This is a genomic window from Psychrobacter sp. PL15, from assembly GCF_035984995.1.
GTDB lineage: Bacteria > Pseudomonadota > Gammaproteobacteria > Pseudomonadales > Moraxellaceae > Psychrobacter.
Genome location: NZ_JAXCIB010000001.1, coordinates 261,793 through 277,986 on the forward strand (window position 1 = coordinate 261,793; position 16,194 = coordinate 277,986).

General features: G+C 43.1%; 14 protein-coding genes and 1 pseudogene. 5 read left to right on the plus strand and 10 right to left on the minus strand.

Annotated features, from left to right (window positions below):
- Window positions 1-141 precede the first annotated feature (141 nt).
- The 8 genes from RCH20_RS01015 to dnaQ form a co-directional block, all read right to left on the minus strand.
- Window positions 142-483: a hypothetical protein gene (locus RCH20_RS01015; RefSeq protein WP_327192277.1), complete on the minus strand. Its 342-nt coding sequence runs from the start codon at window positions 481-483 to the stop codon at window positions 142-144.
- A 214-nt stretch (window positions 484-697) separates the two neighbouring features.
- Window positions 698-982, minus strand: coding sequence for a DUF3144 domain-containing protein (locus tag RCH20_RS01020; RefSeq protein WP_327192343.1), 285 nt, complete (start codon window positions 980-982; stop codon window positions 698-700).
- A gap of 413 nt (window positions 983-1,395) precedes the next feature.
- Window positions 1,396-2,562: a methionine adenosyltransferase gene (gene metK, locus RCH20_RS01025; protein ID WP_209956805.1), complete on the minus strand. Its 1,167-nt coding sequence runs from the start codon at window positions 2,560-2,562 to the stop codon at window positions 1,396-1,398.
- 427 nt (window positions 2,563-2,989) lie between these two features.
- On the minus strand, window positions 2,990-3,685 hold the full coding sequence (nth, locus tag RCH20_RS01030) for an endonuclease III (protein ID WP_327192278.1): 696 nt from the start codon (window positions 3,683-3,685) through the stop codon (window positions 2,990-2,992).
- Between the two features lie 94 nt (window positions 3,686-3,779).
- Window positions 3,780-4,712, minus strand: a complete 933-nt coding sequence (locus tag RCH20_RS01035) for an RnfABCDGE type electron transport complex subunit B (RefSeq protein ID WP_209956807.1) — start codon at window positions 4,710-4,712, stop codon at window positions 3,780-3,782.
- 108 nt (window positions 4,713-4,820) lie between these two features.
- Entirely contained in the window at window positions 4,821-5,852 is a 1,032-nt protein-coding gene (nudC, locus tag RCH20_RS01040) for an NAD(+) diphosphatase (protein ID WP_327192279.1), read from the minus strand.
- A gap of 88 nt (window positions 5,853-5,940) precedes the next feature.
- Window positions 5,941-7,623 (minus strand): hypothetical protein, encoded by a 1,683-nt coding sequence (locus RCH20_RS01045; protein ID WP_327192280.1) that lies wholly within the window; start codon window positions 7,621-7,623, stop codon window positions 5,941-5,943.
- A gap of 160 nt (window positions 7,624-7,783) precedes the next feature.
- Window positions 7,784-9,415, minus strand: a complete 1,632-nt coding sequence (dnaQ, locus tag RCH20_RS01050; protein ID WP_327192281.1) for a DNA polymerase III subunit epsilon — start codon at window positions 9,413-9,415, stop codon at window positions 7,784-7,786.
- A gap of 392 nt (window positions 9,416-9,807) precedes the next feature.
- Between dnaQ and RCH20_RS01055 the strand changes: the two genes are divergently transcribed.
- Together RCH20_RS01055 and RCH20_RS01060 are read left to right on the plus strand one after the other, a co-directional pair.
- On the plus strand, window positions 9,808-10,365 hold the full coding sequence (locus RCH20_RS01055) for a hypothetical protein (protein WP_209956811.1): 558 nt from the start codon (window positions 9,808-9,810) through the stop codon (window positions 10,363-10,365).
- A 106-nt stretch (window positions 10,366-10,471) separates the two neighbouring features.
- Window positions 10,472-10,780, plus strand: a complete 309-nt coding sequence (locus RCH20_RS01060; protein WP_209956812.1) for a hypothetical protein — start codon at window positions 10,472-10,474, stop codon at window positions 10,778-10,780.
- Between the two features lie 127 nt (window positions 10,781-10,907).
- Here RCH20_RS01060 and RCH20_RS12465 read toward each other — a convergent pair.
- Window positions 10,908-11,012 (minus strand): annotated as a pseudogene (locus RCH20_RS12465) (YkvA family protein); the annotation flags it as partial.
- Between the two features lie 807 nt (window positions 11,013-11,819).
- Here RCH20_RS12465 and RCH20_RS01070 point away from each other — a divergent pair.
- Window positions 11,820-13,094, plus strand: coding sequence for an LD-carboxypeptidase (locus RCH20_RS01070; RefSeq protein WP_327192282.1), 1,275 nt, complete (start codon window positions 11,820-11,822; stop codon window positions 13,092-13,094).
- Window positions 13,095-13,133: 39 nt separating this feature from the next.
- Here the strand turns inward: RCH20_RS01070 and RCH20_RS01075 are convergent, their stop codons facing one another.
- Window positions 13,134-14,024 carry a LysR family transcriptional regulator gene (locus RCH20_RS01075; protein ID WP_327192283.1) on the minus strand — a complete coding sequence of 297 codons (891 nt, stop codon included), beginning with the start codon at window positions 14,022-14,024 and terminating at the stop codon, window positions 13,134-13,136.
- Between the two features lie 185 nt (window positions 14,025-14,209).
- Here RCH20_RS01075 and RCH20_RS01080 point away from each other — a divergent pair, with 185 nt between their 5' ends.
- Window positions 14,210-14,599, plus strand: a complete 390-nt coding sequence (locus RCH20_RS01080) for a RidA family protein (RefSeq protein WP_327192284.1) — start codon at window positions 14,210-14,212, stop codon at window positions 14,597-14,599.
- Between the two features lie 96 nt (window positions 14,600-14,695).
- Window positions 14,696-16,174 carry an aldehyde dehydrogenase family protein gene (locus RCH20_RS01085; protein WP_327192285.1) on the plus strand — a complete coding sequence of 493 codons (1,479 nt, stop codon included), beginning with the start codon at window positions 14,696-14,698 and terminating at the stop codon, window positions 16,172-16,174.
- Window positions 16,175-16,194: the final 20 nt, after the last annotated feature.

The following is a 16,194-nucleotide window of genomic DNA, read 5'->3' on the forward strand; positions in this document are numbered from 1 at the left end:
ACTAAGCTGGGTTTTTATCTTGGCTCGGCTAGGAAATATGCCAGCAGTGTGTTATGTATCGATATTACTTTTCATTGACTGTAGTTAATATCCTAGAAAGTTATGACTGAAAGCATGGAATGCACTGGTAACCTTGTCAGGTTATGAGCACTCTCCCTTAACATAACCACTCGCTTCCGGAGTGCCACACGCTGAGCAGGCGTTACCTGCAGTACGATAATTTATCTCTGATTTGGTCTTAATAGTGACGCAGACAGGATCGTATTGCATAGTACACAGGTTGTTTTTAGGATTAAAAGATGGGCACTGAGTGAAGTCGACTGCGTTAGACGCTTCATTATTAGTATTGGCAGAGTAAGGTGATTGCAGAGGAGTGGTATCGGGAGCGGGGATATTGACTACACCAGTACAGCCCGCCAAAGCCATCGTTATTGACAATCCCAATATTGATAGCCATGATCGGGATAAATTTTTAGTAGTCATAAGATGTCCTTGTCTATGGATGCAATGAACTTTATTAAAATTATATTTAAGCTTGAATCAATTATTCATTATCATACCTTATTCATTATCATACCTTATTCATCATCATATCTTATTTTCCATATCGTAGAAGATAATAAAGGTAGGGAGATATATTACGCACAAAAAAATAGCCCATCAATTAGATGGGCTATTACGTTGGTTAATACGTTAATTATGACTCTTTATCTATATTAATGTATTTGTCAAAGTTTTGTGCATAATCAGTCAGATTGTCACTCAGCATTTGACGGTATTGTTTGACATAGAATTCTACAATATCGTCTTTTTCTTTAGCAAAGTCTTCACCTTTGATAAAGCCAATTGAGGCGACCGAGGCGCTATAACGGGCTGCTGCATATAGTAGGGATGCGCCCACTTGTCCTGAATGCGCATCATCACCTAATTGATTGTTTGCAACACCAATAATAGCATCAGCGCGTTGATAAAATCCTTGCATTTCTTTAGTAATTTCAACACTAGCATTATTGTCAGTATTAGCACTGTCATTGAGATTCAAGTGGTCGTCTTGCACATTGGCTTGATTATTATCTTGATTATTGTCTTGAGACATAAGCTGTTCCTATTAACGATGTATATATATGGGTTTATAGTGAGCCAACTACCAAGTTGTTATGGTGTCAGACCCACTTAATGTACGATGTGTGCTATTGACGTTGGTCTTGCTTGCAGTAATTCATATTCGATTGACTGGGTAAAATGGGTCATTAAAATCATAATAATGACAGTGTAACCTAAAACTGACTGGTAAAAATAAAAGCCGGACTCCTATTCACGCATAATGCTGTTATGAAGTCCGGCTTTTACATTTTTTTGACTATTACTTATGACTATAAATCGTAAATATATGAGTTATAAACCAGCATCTGCTTTTAGCATTTCCGCTTTATCTGTTTTTTCCCAAGTAAAAGCAGTCTCAGAACCTTCACGCCCAAAATGTCCGAAGGTAGCGGTTTGCTGATACATAGGCTGTAGTAAGTTAAGCATACGAGTAATACCATAAGGACGCAAATCAAAATGTTTACGAATCAGACGGATGATCTCATCAGAGCTGATTTTACCAGTACCAAAGGTATTGACTGAAATAGAAGTCGGTTCAGCAACACCGATAGCATAACTAATTTGTACTTCACAGCGCTCAGCAATACCTGCTGCGACCAAGTTTTTGGCAACATAACGTACAGCGTAAGCGGCGCTACGATCGACTTTTGACGGATCTTTACCGCTGAATGCACCGCCACCATGACGTGCCATACCACCATAAGTATCAACAATAATTTTGCGTCCAGTCAGTCCTGCGTCACCAACGGGACCACCGATGACGAACTTACCGGTTGGGTTGATATGATAACGAGTACCAGCATGTAATAAATCGGCTGGCAGCACTTGCTTAATAATTGATTCCATTATGGCTTCTTGTAGATCCGTCTGAGAAATACTAGGGTCATGCTGGGTAGATAGCACCACTGCATCAATAGCTACAGGACGGTCACCATCGTATTTTAGCGTTACTTGCGCTTTGGCATCTGGACGTAACCATGGTAGCTCACCGGCCCGGCGTAATTCAGACTGACGCTCCATTAAGCGATGTGCATACTCAATAGCGGCTGGCATTAATACTTCAGTTTCATTACTGGCATAGCCAAACATAAGGCCCTGGTCGCCAGCACCTTGCTCTTCTGGATTGTTGCGATCGACACCTTGGGCAATTTCAGGGGACTGCTTACCAAGCATGTTGATGACCGCACAAGTCTCACCATCAAATCCAAGATCTGAATGATGATAGCCAATACCGTTGACGGTATCACGTACAATACGTTCAAAATCAATGTTAGCGGTGGTGGTTATCTCACCTGCCAATACCACTGCGCCCGTTTTGACTAGCGTTTCACATGCCACGCGCGCATGCAGATCCTCACGTAAGATGGCATCAAGTATAGCATCTGAGATTTGGTCAGCCATCTTATCGGGATGGCCTTCGCTTACGGATTCTGAAGTAAATAAGTTGTATTCAGGCATAATGGGATCACTTAATTGAATCAATAAAAGTAGAAAAAAGCATAACGGCTGAGCGCAGCTTTAATTAATATGAGCCTTGCAATCATTTGCTCGGCAGTTAATTGGTTTTGCTAAATAGTCTTAAAATATACTTAAATATAGGTATTACTGATATAGGTGTTACTAACTATATGCTGCTGTATTTGGATGGTTTTGGCTTAAAACTATTAAGATAAAATTAACGCTCAATTACCGCTATTATTACGCTCATCACCTTATTGTTATCATGGCAATTAAGGTACGGTGTTGGCTTAAAAATAGACTTATTCTACCCTTAAACATCACAAAACTCTAGTGAGCTGCGCTTGTTCTATTATAAGTAATACTCAACAATACGTTTGTCAGGTCAAAATAGCGCTGTAACCCGTTGCTGAACCTACTAATAGCATCACAAATCCACAAACGCCGCTTTGTCTTTAAACCTGCATTCAGCATACACTGGGCAGGCGCCACATTTTGGCGTGCGTGCTTGACACGTATAGCGCCCATGCAAGATAAGATAATGATGCGCATCAAGCATCAAGTCATCTGGAATGCGCTCGACTAGCTTTTTCTCTACTATTAATACGTTTTTACCTGTTGCCAGTCCAGTACGATTGCCTACGCGAAAGATATGGGTATCAACCGCCATAGTTGGTTGACCAAAGGCGGTATTGAGTACCACGTTAGCCGTCTTACGACCGACGCCAGCTAATGACTCTAGGTCTTTACGGTTATCAGGGACTTGGCTATTAAATGTAGTGATTAAATCGCGGCAAGTTTTGATTACGTTTTTAGCCTTGGCATTATATAAGCCAATATTTTTAATATACGCTTTGAGTCCGTCTTCGCCTAAGGCCAAAATTGCCTCAGGAGTATTGGCCACTGGATACAACTGTTGGGTGGCAATATTGACACTCACATCCGTTGCTTGCGCGGATAGAATCACTGCGATCAGTAGCTCAAAGTGACTGTGGTAATTTAATTCAGTCACTGGCTCCTCAATCGTCGCTGCCAACTTTTCAAAAAAGGGGCGCACGTCGCGATTGAGCAAGCGTCTCGAGGGCGGGGTATCTGTCGTTTTATGCTTAACAGTTTTACTCATGGTATTTTGGCTGTTGTTAGTGAATGTGAATATCAATATATTTACAGCTATTATTTTAGGAATAACGCTTAGGTATCGGGTCAGGGGAGCGTGACTATAGCTGAGACAGTTGCGCTTGTAACGCTTCAAGCTCAGCTTGCTTGCTGCTATTCTCTCGGACGCTTAGCTGCTTCTCTAGCTTTTTAATTTTGCTGCGTAGCTTGGCTGCAGCAATGGTATCTTTTGCTTGTTGCTCACTGATATCAAGTGTTTGCGTGGTAGCGTTATTAAGTTTGGCCTCTACCATACTGACGACAGGTCTACTATTACTGCTATCAGCAAGCTGCTCGGTGACGCGTCTGAGATGATTGTGATAACGTTGACGCAGGTCGTCCTGCTCTTGTACACGCTCGGAAGTTGGTAACGGTCGCTCAATAGTAACCAAATCAATGCAATCCACTGGGCAGGGCGCTATGCACAGCTCGCAGCCGGTGCACAAATCGGTAAAAATAGTATGCATATGCTTGCCCGTACCGACAATGGCATCGACCGGACAGGCAGGGATACACTTGGTACAGCCGATACAATCATCTTCACGGATAACCGCCCGTACTTCACGAGGGCGCTCGGTTAGAGCGTCTATCGGCCACTTTGAAGGTACTGCAGTCAATGAGTCGGTAGGATTGGGGACGCTTGGGTCATAGGCAACTGAGTTTATTGCGACCGGACTTTTTGTGGCATGACTTTTTGCGATAGAGTCTTTTATAACCGTTTTTTGCTTAACAATATTACCTATCGCGTCACTAACAGGCTGACCACCGGGTACGCATTTATTGTACGGCTCGCCGTCGATGACAATGGCAGTTGCATAAGGCAGACAGCCGTCTGGATGATCACAGAGACCGCACTGAGTTTGTGGTAAGCAGGCATCAACTTGCACAATCTTTGCCTGTATTTCGGCGGGCAGGGTCTCTATGCTTAACGTATTAAAGAGTATCGGCAGATTTGCTAAGCGTGTGTGCGTAGTGGCGTGTATAGTACTGGGCATTTAATTCATGGCCTTAAGACTGGCGTAAAGAAGGTGGCAATATATGAGTGGCAATATGTACATGACGATGTACAACAGTATTAATAGTAACAGTAGCCATAATAAACGCTAAAGCGACAGGCCCTGCTCATGAACAATTTGCGCTATCAACTCATAAGCGATGCTGCCTTTAAACGGTATCTTAGGCAGGTTAGAAATATCAAAAAAATCGGCGTGCGACAGCTCATCCTCTTGTAGCACGATATCGCCACTCGCATAAGACGCCCGAAATCCAAGCATCAAATTAGACGGGAACGGCCACGGTTGACTACTGACATAGCGAATGTCTGTCAAACCGAGACCGACTTCCTCAGCTACTTCTCGTACCACTGCATGCTCTAAACTTTCGCCCACTTCTACAAACCCTGCAATCAAGCCATATTGTAACGGTTGGCTTTGCTTGCCGTAACGATGATGATGTGCCAATAAAACCTGCATTTCACCCGTTTGTGGGTTGGGACGGGTAATGGCAGTAATGACACAAGGCTGTACTCGTGGATATTGGCGTAGTTGGCAGACTTTACACACCATAGCGCGCTCATCTAGTCTAGCAGCACTCACTTTGGAACCACAACGACTACAAAACTGGGTATCGGCTTGCCAGCGTAGCAATTGTACAGCTTGGCTAAGCTGGGCGGAAAGCGCCATGGGCAGTTGAGTGATGAGCTGTCGATAGGTAATAAAAGCGTTACTATCTGAAGTGTCATCTGAAGTGCTATTTGAAATACTACTTAAAGTGTTATCCACAATTACTGGCAACGCAATATTATTCGCTACAGCATAGCCATAAGTAATGGCGCTGGTTGCTGGCGCACTAGCCTTTATAACGTCGACGTCCATGCTGACTTCGCTGTCACTATTAGCAGCACTATTAGCAGCACCATTAGTAACGCAGCAATCAGGCTTCCAATGATTGGGTGCGAGACTTTCAACTAACTCTACGCGCCCAACTTGATAAGCTTGTAGACATTCACTATCGTTTACGGTGGCAACATCAGCAAGGCTATCAAAATTAGGCAGTTGAACCTGTAGTGGCCACCAGCCATCAAGTGTTTTCTGACATAGGATGGTCTCATCATTAAATATAAAAGTGCTGGTCATAATAAACTATCCAGGGCAAGCATAAGCCAAATCAGGCACAAACTTGTTCAAAATAATGGGTTTAATAGTAGCAAAACAGCCATAATGGTTAAGCAGCAAGTAACTGACTTAAGCTGTACTGAGCGACATCAAGCGAGCGCTTGCTCACAGGACGATTGTGCTCAAACCCATCCAAGCGATAATCTACTGCCATCATCACATCAGCGATATAAGTGAGGCTATCGTCTTCGATACGCTGCTCGTTTGTGAGACACTGTTGGATATAATCTGCCAATTGATTGAGCATGTTGGCAGCGGTTGGTAGTTGTAAAAAACGTACAGCACCGGCAACTTGGCGTAGCATCTCAGGCATATTTTGAATATTAAGCATATCCCGCTCTGCCTCAGATAGGTAATCATTGATGGCTTGTTCCGCACTAGCAATGGCAGTACGACTCTCTTGTACTAGGGTGTTATAGGCAGTATTAAGTTGGTGCAATGAAATATGAGGGTTATTCAGTGGCAAATAAACCGTTCCTGGGGTATGCATTTCTGCCATAGCAATGGCTGCATTTTCAGCATGCATTAACGCTAACAATAAATGATCAAAATCTTCAGGAGACGGTGTCTGCCAGTCGGTTATCGCATCTGCCGCTACACGCAAGCTGGTTGCGGCACCTGACAAGCCTAACAAGTGTAATACTGAGCTCAGCTCTTTAAGCGCATTGATGATTTGTGCGGTTTGCATAGTGGCAGGGTTGATCATATCACCACGTGCATAATTATCGACATTTTCTTTGATAGTATTAATTTGAATTTGAATAATGCTGTTTAAAGTATCCGTAAGCGCACGGTTGGGACCAAGTAAGAAGCGCTTTATCTGCTCGTATTGTGATCCTTCTAGTCGGTTAAGCGCATACTGCTCACGCAGCAGCGGGCACTTTTTATTATTACGCTGGAAGGCAAAACTCACCAAGTCAGCAAAACGGCTGTCCATTATTGGCAGGTAGCTATGAAACTGTTGCTCCAAGTAAATGAGCGTATGTTTTTGGCTAAGACTCAGGGGTAACGTGGCTGCAAGATCAGTGACCGCAACCATTGCTGCTTGCCAAAACAGGCTACTTGTATGCGCCGCTATCAAGGTACAGGCAGCGCTCATAGCCTCTAGTTTTTGCTGATCATCTTGACTGAGCATGCCCTGTTGATGGTGTAGCGCTACTCCAAGGCCGCTGCGATAAGCATAGGCCAATAAGTCATTATCGAGATTAAGCTCACTCAGTGGTTGGAAGTTTTGTTCAGGGTTAGCAATAATCACGCTGCTATTACTAAAATTAGTGAAATAATCTACCGTGATAGCGGGCTCTGTTTCATAAGTATGTAGCTTATTGATAATAGGCAGTAATAGGGTCGGCTCTACCGTTTCAGTTAACAGTACAAATTCAATATAGCGGTCAAGCGTCATGATAGCTTCTGACAAGTCCATAATTAACGCGGTATCATTATTATCAGCACCATCATAAAGCCGCTGAAGACTATGAACGATAGCATTACTTAGTACCTGTCCACTCGCTAGCGCAATCATCTTAAAGATACCGGATAGCTGTTTGAAGACGTTAATAGACTCTAACAGTAACGGGGCTTGAGTATTATCGTCATTAAATTTGCCCAAATTAATTTCAGTATTTTTGAGCGTGATTATAATCTCATCATGCAATATATGTAGTGATGGTAGATCGAAGTTAGTAATACTATGGGTTGGGGCAGTTAGTGTCATTTGCTCAGACTGGTTCATAGTTTTTTCCATCAATTGCTGATCACGAGAGGTGGTTATCTATAATCTAATGATATAGAAGTGATGACGATTGTTTATTCATAAGGGTGTGATGGTTGCTATCAGAGTCATTAAAAGCGTGCTGTATGCCTGGCAGTATCATAAGCCATTAGCAATTTATTCACTGTGATATTTTAGCCTGTATCTCAGGGTAGTCTGCTGCTAATGCGGTATACCAACTCTGATCGGTGGTCTGATCTACGGTAGATGCTAATAATAAAGACGCCAGCTGGGCAAAGTTAGCATGGGCAGTGGGCGCACCGTCTGTTTGGCTGTCTTCTTCAATGGCGAGAGTGACCTGACCGCCAGTCATTGCCAAATAGACTTCCGCTAAGATCTCTGAGTCCAATAATGCGCCATGGAAAGTACGGTCTTGCTTACCAACATTTAAGCGGCGTACTAGGGCGTCTAGGGTGTTCTTTTGTCCAGGAAACTGCTGTTTGGCCATTACTAGCGAGTCGGTTACTTTTATCCGCTGCGCAAAGTCTGTGATGCCCGCCTTATTGAACTCCATCGACAAAAAGCTGATATCAAACGAGGCATTGTGGGCGATGATTTCTGCCCCATCCATAAACTCGTACAGTGATTTAGCGACTTGGTCAAAGGTTGGTTTGTCGGTCAAAAATGCTTCAGAGATCCCATGAATACGGATCACTACCTCATCCATGCTACGCTGCGGGTTGATATAGACATGTAGTTTTTCACCCGTGAATTTACGGTCAATCATTTCTACAATACCCACTTCAATAACTCGGTCGCCTTTAAGCGGATCTAAACCTGTGGTTTCAGTATCCATAATCAGCTGACGACTGGCTTCATGGCGATGAATGGGCTGTGGCAATAGTGGTCGAAAATGGGGATTAGCACGGCTGGTATCGCCGTCAAATTTTGGCGCATCATTCGGTGCGGCGGGCTCGGTAGTCTGTATTGAGGTATTGGTTGCTGGCATGGCTTTAGCACTCACTGGAGCGTTACTGATTGAAGCGCTGCTCATCGGCTGGGTCACAATGTTAGCTGTCACGTCATCATCTATAATATCATCATCTATAATGCCATCATCTATAATGCCATCTGATTCATCATCGATCATATTAAAGCCCAATGGATCATTTTTTAGCCAATCATCATCAGAAGTTATTCGATTATCGTTAGGCATTATTTGCTCTTTTTTTTTAGCAGAATCGTCCAGAGTTATGGTGACATTGGTTTTAAGCGCATCGTTATTTATATCGTTACCAATCAGTGCTTCACTACTGGAAGTCACACCAAGATTTGCCAGCTCATCGGCCTTTTCGTTACCAGGATGTCCAGCATGACCTTTGACCCAGTGCCAGTCAACGTCACGCGCTCGACGTAGATCATCTAGTTGCTGCCATAAGTCTTGATTGGCAACTGGTTTTTTGCTGGCCGTCTTCCAGCCTTTTTTCTTCCAGTTATCGATCCAATCGGTAATACCGTTTTTAACATAGCTTGAGTCGGTCCAAATTTCAAGCTTTTGCGCCTGTGGGCTATGTTTAAGCGCTTGAATAGCTCCCATCAGCTCCATTCGGTTATTGGTAGTCTCGCTATCACCGCCATATAAATCTTGTGTACGCCCATCGCTAAATATCAAGTGTGCGCCCCAGCCGCCTGCGCCTGGGTTGCCTTTGCAGGCCCCATCAGTATAAGCAATCGTCGCGTCTATTTTGGCTGCCATTGGATCAATAGCGTTATTTTTAGTGGCTTGTTGTACAGGCATATTGTGGTCTGACATAAAAACTCATTGGTCTAATAAAGGGTAAACGCGTAGTGGCATGAGAGGCTTGGTAGGCGTTAGGTAGCTACTGGTAATATATTTATCAGCTACTGATGACTGGGCTTGATTATAACAAATTCGTCGCCAAAATGGGCAATAGCAATGCATGAAATAGTATATCGACATATCAAAGTAGCAACGCGCTAATTTTCTGTTAAAATAAGTATAACTAACGGCGTTATCTATGGTTTAGCTGGCTTAAACCAAGGGTAATGACAGGGTCATAACAGGTACAGCGATAGATTTTGTCTAACATTTTATTAAAAAACTAGTTATGCCAAAACCGATCATTAAAACACTTCCAGTAAAGTCTTTCATAATACAGCTTTTTAACGCAGGATGACCATACCATGGCTTTACGCTCAGACGTTATGCGCAAAAAATTGACCCTATTGACTGTCTGCATCACTGCGAGCAGTGCACTATTTTTGGCAGGTTGTAATGATACTAGCACCACGGCGGTGGCTGATAAGGCGGCCACTACTGAACCGGATTTATCGGTGTTTGAAGGCTGTTATACCGTGAGTAATGATGAGCCCGCGCAAATAAAAGTCAGTGAACAAGATGGCACTTGGGTTATGCAAATGAAAGAGCCTGCTAGTGCCAAGCGTGTTTGGGATACCCCTGAGCGGTTAGAAGTGGTCGATAAGAGTCAAATACCTAAGTTTTTCTCTATTGACCCTGATAATGTCGATGCGGTTATTGCGCGCCCTGATAGGGTATTGGTCCTAGCACATGTTAAATCTGTTTATGCCAATATCGATCCGCTGCTTGATAGTGAGTATTTATCGTATATTTATAAAGGGGCCAATACTATTTACCGAGTAGATTGCGATGATATTAATACTGATATTTTAGCCAACCCACATGCCAACATGGTGATAGATAATGTGAATGACAGTGTCTAGCAGTAATGTACCGTCAATAATTTTTAGTTTGTGCTACCAGTAGCCTATAATTCGCAACGTAGCATGATATGACAGCAGTCATCTAGCAAATATATGGTCAGTGAATATGAATTTTTTTAGTTATGTCGTGTTAGGTGGGTTCTCTTATGCAGCGGGTTGGGCAATACGCACCTATGTGCTAGAAAAGCAACCTGCGCCAGAGCAGCCGTATAGTTTGAAGCATCCCACGATTTTAGGTTATATGGGTGGTTTCTTTATTATTATGCTGATTGTTTCGTGGATGATTGGGCGCTATGCACTCGGCCATGTCACCCTTGATCTACCCTTTATTATTATTAATAGTATAGTCGCCACCTTTGTTTATTCATTCAGCCTGAATCCAGAAAAAATACGTTACGATGTCCCTGATTCTTAGCAACAGTTAATCAAGGTGGTTAGGATTTTTTCTTTAAATCAGTAGACGTCTTGCCAGAAGGCTGATTCTTTTTCCAGGTCTGATACTTTTCTAGATCCTTTTTGATCAATTTCAAGCAAAAGGTCAAGACTAACGCATCATCAATATGGCCGATAATCGGAATAAAATCTGGGATGACATCGATAGGGTTGAGTACATATAATAAGCCAACGACCACTGCTGAGATAGTCTTGTAGGGTACATCACGATAGTTACCTTGGTAATAATCTTTCACCAAGCTCATAAATAACATTAGGTCTTTACCAGAGCGCTCAAGATAACTGCTGTCTTTGAGCTTTTCTTTGAGCGTCTCTTCTTTGTTAATAATGTACTCAAGATCAGCATCCAGCATTTCATCGGTTTTTTTATTACCAGCCATTATCATTCTCCTAGTGTAATATTAATTATCTCATACCATAACAACAGTGTCAGCGCGCGCCATGTGCGGTGGTTGAGTGATTTGTTGTGCGTGGGTAGCAGTAACTGTTTATGATTAACTCTCAGTCCCTAATTTTAATAATAGCAAAAAGCCAACCATAAATCAGGGCTGCGCCATTATTTTTATTAGTAAGTCAGTTAAAGTGTCGTGTTTCAATTAGCAGGATATTAAAACAAAGCATTAAAACAAAGCATTAAAACAAAGCATTAAAACAAAGCATTAAAACAAAGCATTAAAACAAAGCATTAAAACAAAGCATTAAAATACAGTGTTGAAAAAAACGGTTAGCAGCTAAGTCCCAAATATAAAATAGTAAAAACTAAGCTCTTAAACAAAAGCTCTTAAAAAATAAGCTCTTAAACAAAAGCTCTTAAAAAATAAATTCTTAAGAGAATGCTATTAAAGACAAAAGGTATAGTTAAAACACCTTAAAAACGCGACGGTACTGCTGGTATAAGCTTTTTGCAGCCTCTGTCTGCCTAGGCACAGCAAGCAAGAAAAACGTATGCCAGCAGTAGGTTATGTATTGATATTACTCTTCATTGACTATAGCAGTAGACTATGCCCCCGACCAAACAAGCTTTAGAGCAACTATCAATAGACTCAGCGGTAAAGTCTGAGCTTAGTCGCCGACAGTTCTTACGCCAAGTAGGCATAGGTGCAGGGGCAGGTTTGCTGGCAACTCAAGGTATCTCGCAGTCGCTAGCAGCTACAGGCATTAATGAAGATAGTAGCGCGCAGCTGACCAAAGATGACCTACCAAGAGTAACGGTTGAGGACAAACCGTCACCACAGGTGCTAGTGCCGCGCGCACATTGTATAGTACCTAATATTGAGACTCGCCTATTTGCCAGCTCCAACGTGGGTAACAATGATGCACGTAACCAGTTGGCACTAGCGCGTATGGCATGCGCGGGGTTTAAGGTAGCTAACTCGGCTATCGTTAGTCGGCAATACTTGCGCTTTGCTGGGACGGACTCGCAGCGGGCTAGCGATCTACAAAATATTGCGACGGGTGCTATAGCTGCGCCCAAACTGCTGCTTGGCGTGCGTGGTGGTTATGGTGCGGTACGTTTATTGCCCATGATAGATTGGCAAACATTAGGGCGCATCATGCAAGAGCGCGGTACCATATTGGCAGGCTTCAGCGATGTTACCGCTATCCAGTGTGCGCTATTGGCGCAAGGGGGCATGAGTTCGCTTGCCGCCCCGATGCTCTATAGTGAGTTTGGCAAGAGTAACCCTGATAAGGTCAGTTGTCGGCAGTTTGCCGAAGCATTGAGCAACCCTAATTTAACTATTGATGTTCAGAGTGCGGCATTGACCAGTCAGCAGTTATCCACCATTCTTGCGAGTGATGACTCTTATATAATGAGTCAGACCTTAACAGGTACTATTTGGGGTGGTAACCTCAGCGTGGTATCGGCACTGACGGGCAGTGATTATCTACCGCGTATTGATGGTGGTATTGTGTTCTTAGAAGATGTCGGTGAGCAGCCATATCGAATTGAGCGCATGCTATATGACCTGTATTTGGCTGGCGTGTTCAAGCGTCAACAAGCCATCGTATTTGGCGCATTATCGGGAGCAGGTGAAGACAGCTATGATGCTCGTTATGATGTGGCAACCGTTATTCGACAGCTTCATAAGCTAACTGGATTGCCTATTTATAATGGCATGAGCTTTGGTCATATCAGTAAAAAGCAAAGCTTTCCGTTAGGAGCACGTTGTCAGATCAGCTCTAACACTATCGGTGGCTATCGTTTGACTTTTTCTGATTATCCAACTATCAAAGCAGATAGCATTAATGTTGAAGGCTTGTGGCAGACAGTTTAGTTTTATATTGGATTAAAAGTAATAGTACTTGGTAGGACATCACAACAAGTAGTTCTCCTGAACATACTCAATACATAGCTCATAAAAAGCTTGAGCCGCTGGGGAAATGGATTTATTAGCCAATTTGAAAATACCAATTTGTCTATTTAAAGAAGGGTCGATTAAGCTTATCCAGATCAACTCAGGCTCATTAGATGGGAAGGCGAGTCTCGGCAAGGTCGTGATACCCAGATCGTTTCTTAATAATGCAAATAAGGAGGTGATATTTTCTATAGTGTAACGAGCTTTGCGGTTAAGTGCTTCTGCAGGGGTGTTTTCGAGCAGCTTACAGGTGCCATTGTAGATAAATGGTTGGGTCATGAGTTGTTGCCATTTTAGCCCTTGCGACTGACTTAATTTACTGTTCAGCTCATTGCTTTTAAGACAGACCACACCAATTGGATCTGATATGAGCAAGGTAAAATCAATATCTGTTTGATTAATACTGGTACAGTTACCCAGTGCTAAATCCACTTCACCCGTTAGTAATCGATTTGCCACACCAATAGAATTATCATCTATCAACACAATCTCGATATCGGGATATTTCTTTGAGTAGGCGACCAATACGCTAGGCAGTAGCTTGGTGACCAGCGATGGCACACTAGCAATTCTTATTTTGCCTTTATCCCCTGATGCTATGGCTTGCAAATCATCTGCTAACGCTTGATAAACACTCAGAAACTGCTGAATCTTGGGGACACAGCTTTCTCCAAAAGGTGTCAGTGTCGCTTTGTTGCCGACCTCAAACAAACGCTGATCCAGTGTTTTCTCAAGCTCTCTGATTGATGCCGATATCGCTGCTTGTGAGCGATTGGCACGATTGGCTGCCGCCCGAAATCCGCCTTCTTCTACCACGAATAAAAAATGTCGTAACTGCTGTAGTTTCATAGTGGTTAGCGCCTGTGTGCTTATTAATATGATCAGAAATACTATAATCTTAGTGATAGATTAAATCTATCATATTTAATATTTAATTGGTTAGATTAATCACTAACAAGGGCGTAGCATAAATGTCATACCAGATGAACGCTAAGAAATAATTTATAAAAACCTCATTCAAAGGAAATGAATCCATGACTACCCAATCAACCAAACAAGCGGTTAAAACGTCACTTTATGCATCTAAATCGCCCCTTGAATGGGCAATAACTAGCAATGGCACGTTATATACTGCGCAAATTCCTATTGATGACAATGGAGAGGTAGTCGCTGGTGGTATCGAAGCCCAAGCGCGTCAAACGCTAAATAACCTGAAGCACACGCTAGAATGTGCCAATACCAGTATGGACTCGGTATTACAGGTATTAATCTATGTTACAGATCGCGAGTATCTAAAAACGGTCAATCAAGTCTACGCTGAATACTTTACTGCGCCCTATCCAAATCGAGCTGCCCTAGTTATATCAGGGTTAGCGCGAGAAGAGATGCTGGTAGAGCTAGTGGTTTATGCGGCAGTACCATAAAATTTAATAGCAGGTCACCTTTTACGTTTTAGTAATTTACAGATTTTATTTATCATTCAACTTTTTACTTGTAAGAAATTAACTGAGGACACGACTATGTCAGCCCAAGCATTATCAACCCAAGCACATAAGCAAGATCCACAAAAATCAATTTATATTAATGGTGAATGGCAAGCAGGTAGCGATACTATTGCTAACATTAACCCGTCAGATACTAGCGAAACTATCGGTAATTATTCCCAAGCAAGCAATCAACAAGTTGAAGATGCTATTGCTGCTGCTCGCCTAGCGCAGCCAAAATGGGAAAAAACCCCTATGGAAAAAAAGCAGTCAATTTTGCAAGCGATTGGCGATGAGATGATTGCCCGTTGTGATGAATTAGGTACCTTGTTATCACGTGAAGAAGGCAAGCCTTTTGGCGAGGGTCGTGGTGAGATTTATCGTGCTGGACAGTTCTTTCATTATTTTGCCGCAGAAGTATTACGTCAAATGGGCGATATTGCTGATTCAGTACGTCCTGGGATCAAAGTAGAAGTCACCCGTGAGGCCGTCGGTGTGGTCGCTATTATCTCCCCTTGGAACTTCCCAACTGCCACCGCGGTATGGAAAATTGCCCCAGCCTTAGCCTTTGGTAATAGCGTCATTTGGAAGCCTGCTAACTTAACCCCAGCCAGTGCCGTGGCCATCGCTGAAATCATTCACCGTCAAGGCATGCCTGAAGGGACTTTTAACCTGCTACTAGGTAGTGGCTCAACGGTTGGCGATGCTTTGATTAACTCAAAAGACATCGATGCGGTCAGTTTTACCGGCTCTGTACCAACTGGCCGTAAAGTTGCTGCGGCAACCGCCCCTAACTTTGTGCGTTGTCAGTTAGAGATGGGAAGTAAAAATGCCTTGGTTATCGCTGATGATGCCGACTTACAACTGGCCATCGATTCGGCAGTTGCGGGTGCTTTTGGGGGTTCAGGACAGAAATGTACCGCCTCTTCACGCTTAATTGTCATGGATGGTATTCATGATGCTTTCGTTGAGGGGGTAGTGGCAAAAATGAAAACCTTAAAAGTGGGTCACGCGCTTGATGAGGGTATTTTTATGGGACCAGTGGTTGATGATAAGCAGCTCGCATCCAACATGGACTGGATCGAAAAAGCCAAGCAAGCCGGTGCGAACTTAGCCTTTGGCGGCGAGCGTTTAGAGATGCCGCATGAGGGTTATTATATGTCGCCAACCTTATTTACTGAGACTGATAATAGCTGGGATATCAACCAAGAAGAAGTGTTTGCCCCACTGGCTTGTGTGATGCGCGTGAAGAGTTTAGAAGAAGCCATTGCTATGACTAATGACACCCGCTTTGGTTTGACGGGTGGCATCATTACGCAAAGCTTGCGTAGCAGTGCGATGTTTAAAGAGCAAGTACAAGCAGGCTGCGTCATGGTCAACTTATCTACTGCCGGTACCGATTATCATGTGCCATTTGGTGGCCGTAAAGAGTCAAGCTTTGGCCCACGTGAGCAAGGTCAATACGCTAAAGAGTTTTATACCATTGTCAAAACGGCTTATCAAAAAGCGTACTAAGAGTCAGTTAGAAAAACATG

Coding starts and splice junctions, on each gene's coding strand:
- RCH20_RS01015 (WP_327192277.1), bottom strand. CDS start 483: ATGACTACTAAAAATTTATCCCGATCATGGCTATCAATATTGGGATTG.
- RCH20_RS01020 (WP_327192343.1), bottom strand. CDS start 982: ATGCAAGGATTTTATCAACGCGCTGATGCTATTATTGGTGTTGCAAAC.
- metK (WP_209956805.1), bottom strand. CDS start 2,562: ATGCCTGAATACAACTTATTTACTTCAGAATCCGTAAGCGAAGGCCAT.
- nth (WP_327192278.1), bottom strand. CDS start 3,685: ATGAGTAAAACTGTTAAGCATAAAACGACAGATACCCCGCCCTCGAGA.
- RCH20_RS01035 (WP_209956807.1), bottom strand. CDS start 4,712: ATGCCCAGTACTATACACGCCACTACGCACACACGCTTAGCAAATCTG.
- nudC (WP_327192279.1), bottom strand. CDS start 5,852: ATGACCAGCACTTTTATATTTAATGATGAGACCATCCTATGTCAGAAA.
- RCH20_RS01045 (WP_327192280.1), bottom strand. CDS start 7,623: ATGAACCAGTCTGAGCAAATGACACTAACTGCCCCAACCCATAGTATT.
- dnaQ (WP_327192281.1), bottom strand. CDS start 9,415: ATGTCAGACCACAATATGCCTGTACAACAAGCCACTAAAAATAACGCT.
- RCH20_RS01055 (WP_209956811.1), top strand. CDS start 9,808: ATGGCTTTACGCTCAGACGTTATGCGCAAAAAATTGACCCTATTGACT.
- RCH20_RS01060 (WP_209956812.1), top strand. CDS start 10,472: ATGAATTTTTTTAGTTATGTCGTGTTAGGTGGGTTCTCTTATGCAGCG.
- RCH20_RS01070 (WP_327192282.1), top strand. CDS start 11,820: ATGCCCCCGACCAAACAAGCTTTAGAGCAACTATCAATAGACTCAGCG.
- RCH20_RS01075 (WP_327192283.1), bottom strand. CDS start 14,024: ATGAAACTACAGCAGTTACGACATTTTTTATTCGTGGTAGAAGAAGGC.
- RCH20_RS01080 (WP_327192284.1), top strand. CDS start 14,210: ATGACTACCCAATCAACCAAACAAGCGGTTAAAACGTCACTTTATGCA.
- RCH20_RS01085 (WP_327192285.1), top strand. CDS start 14,696: ATGTCAGCCCAAGCATTATCAACCCAAGCACATAAGCAAGATCCACAA.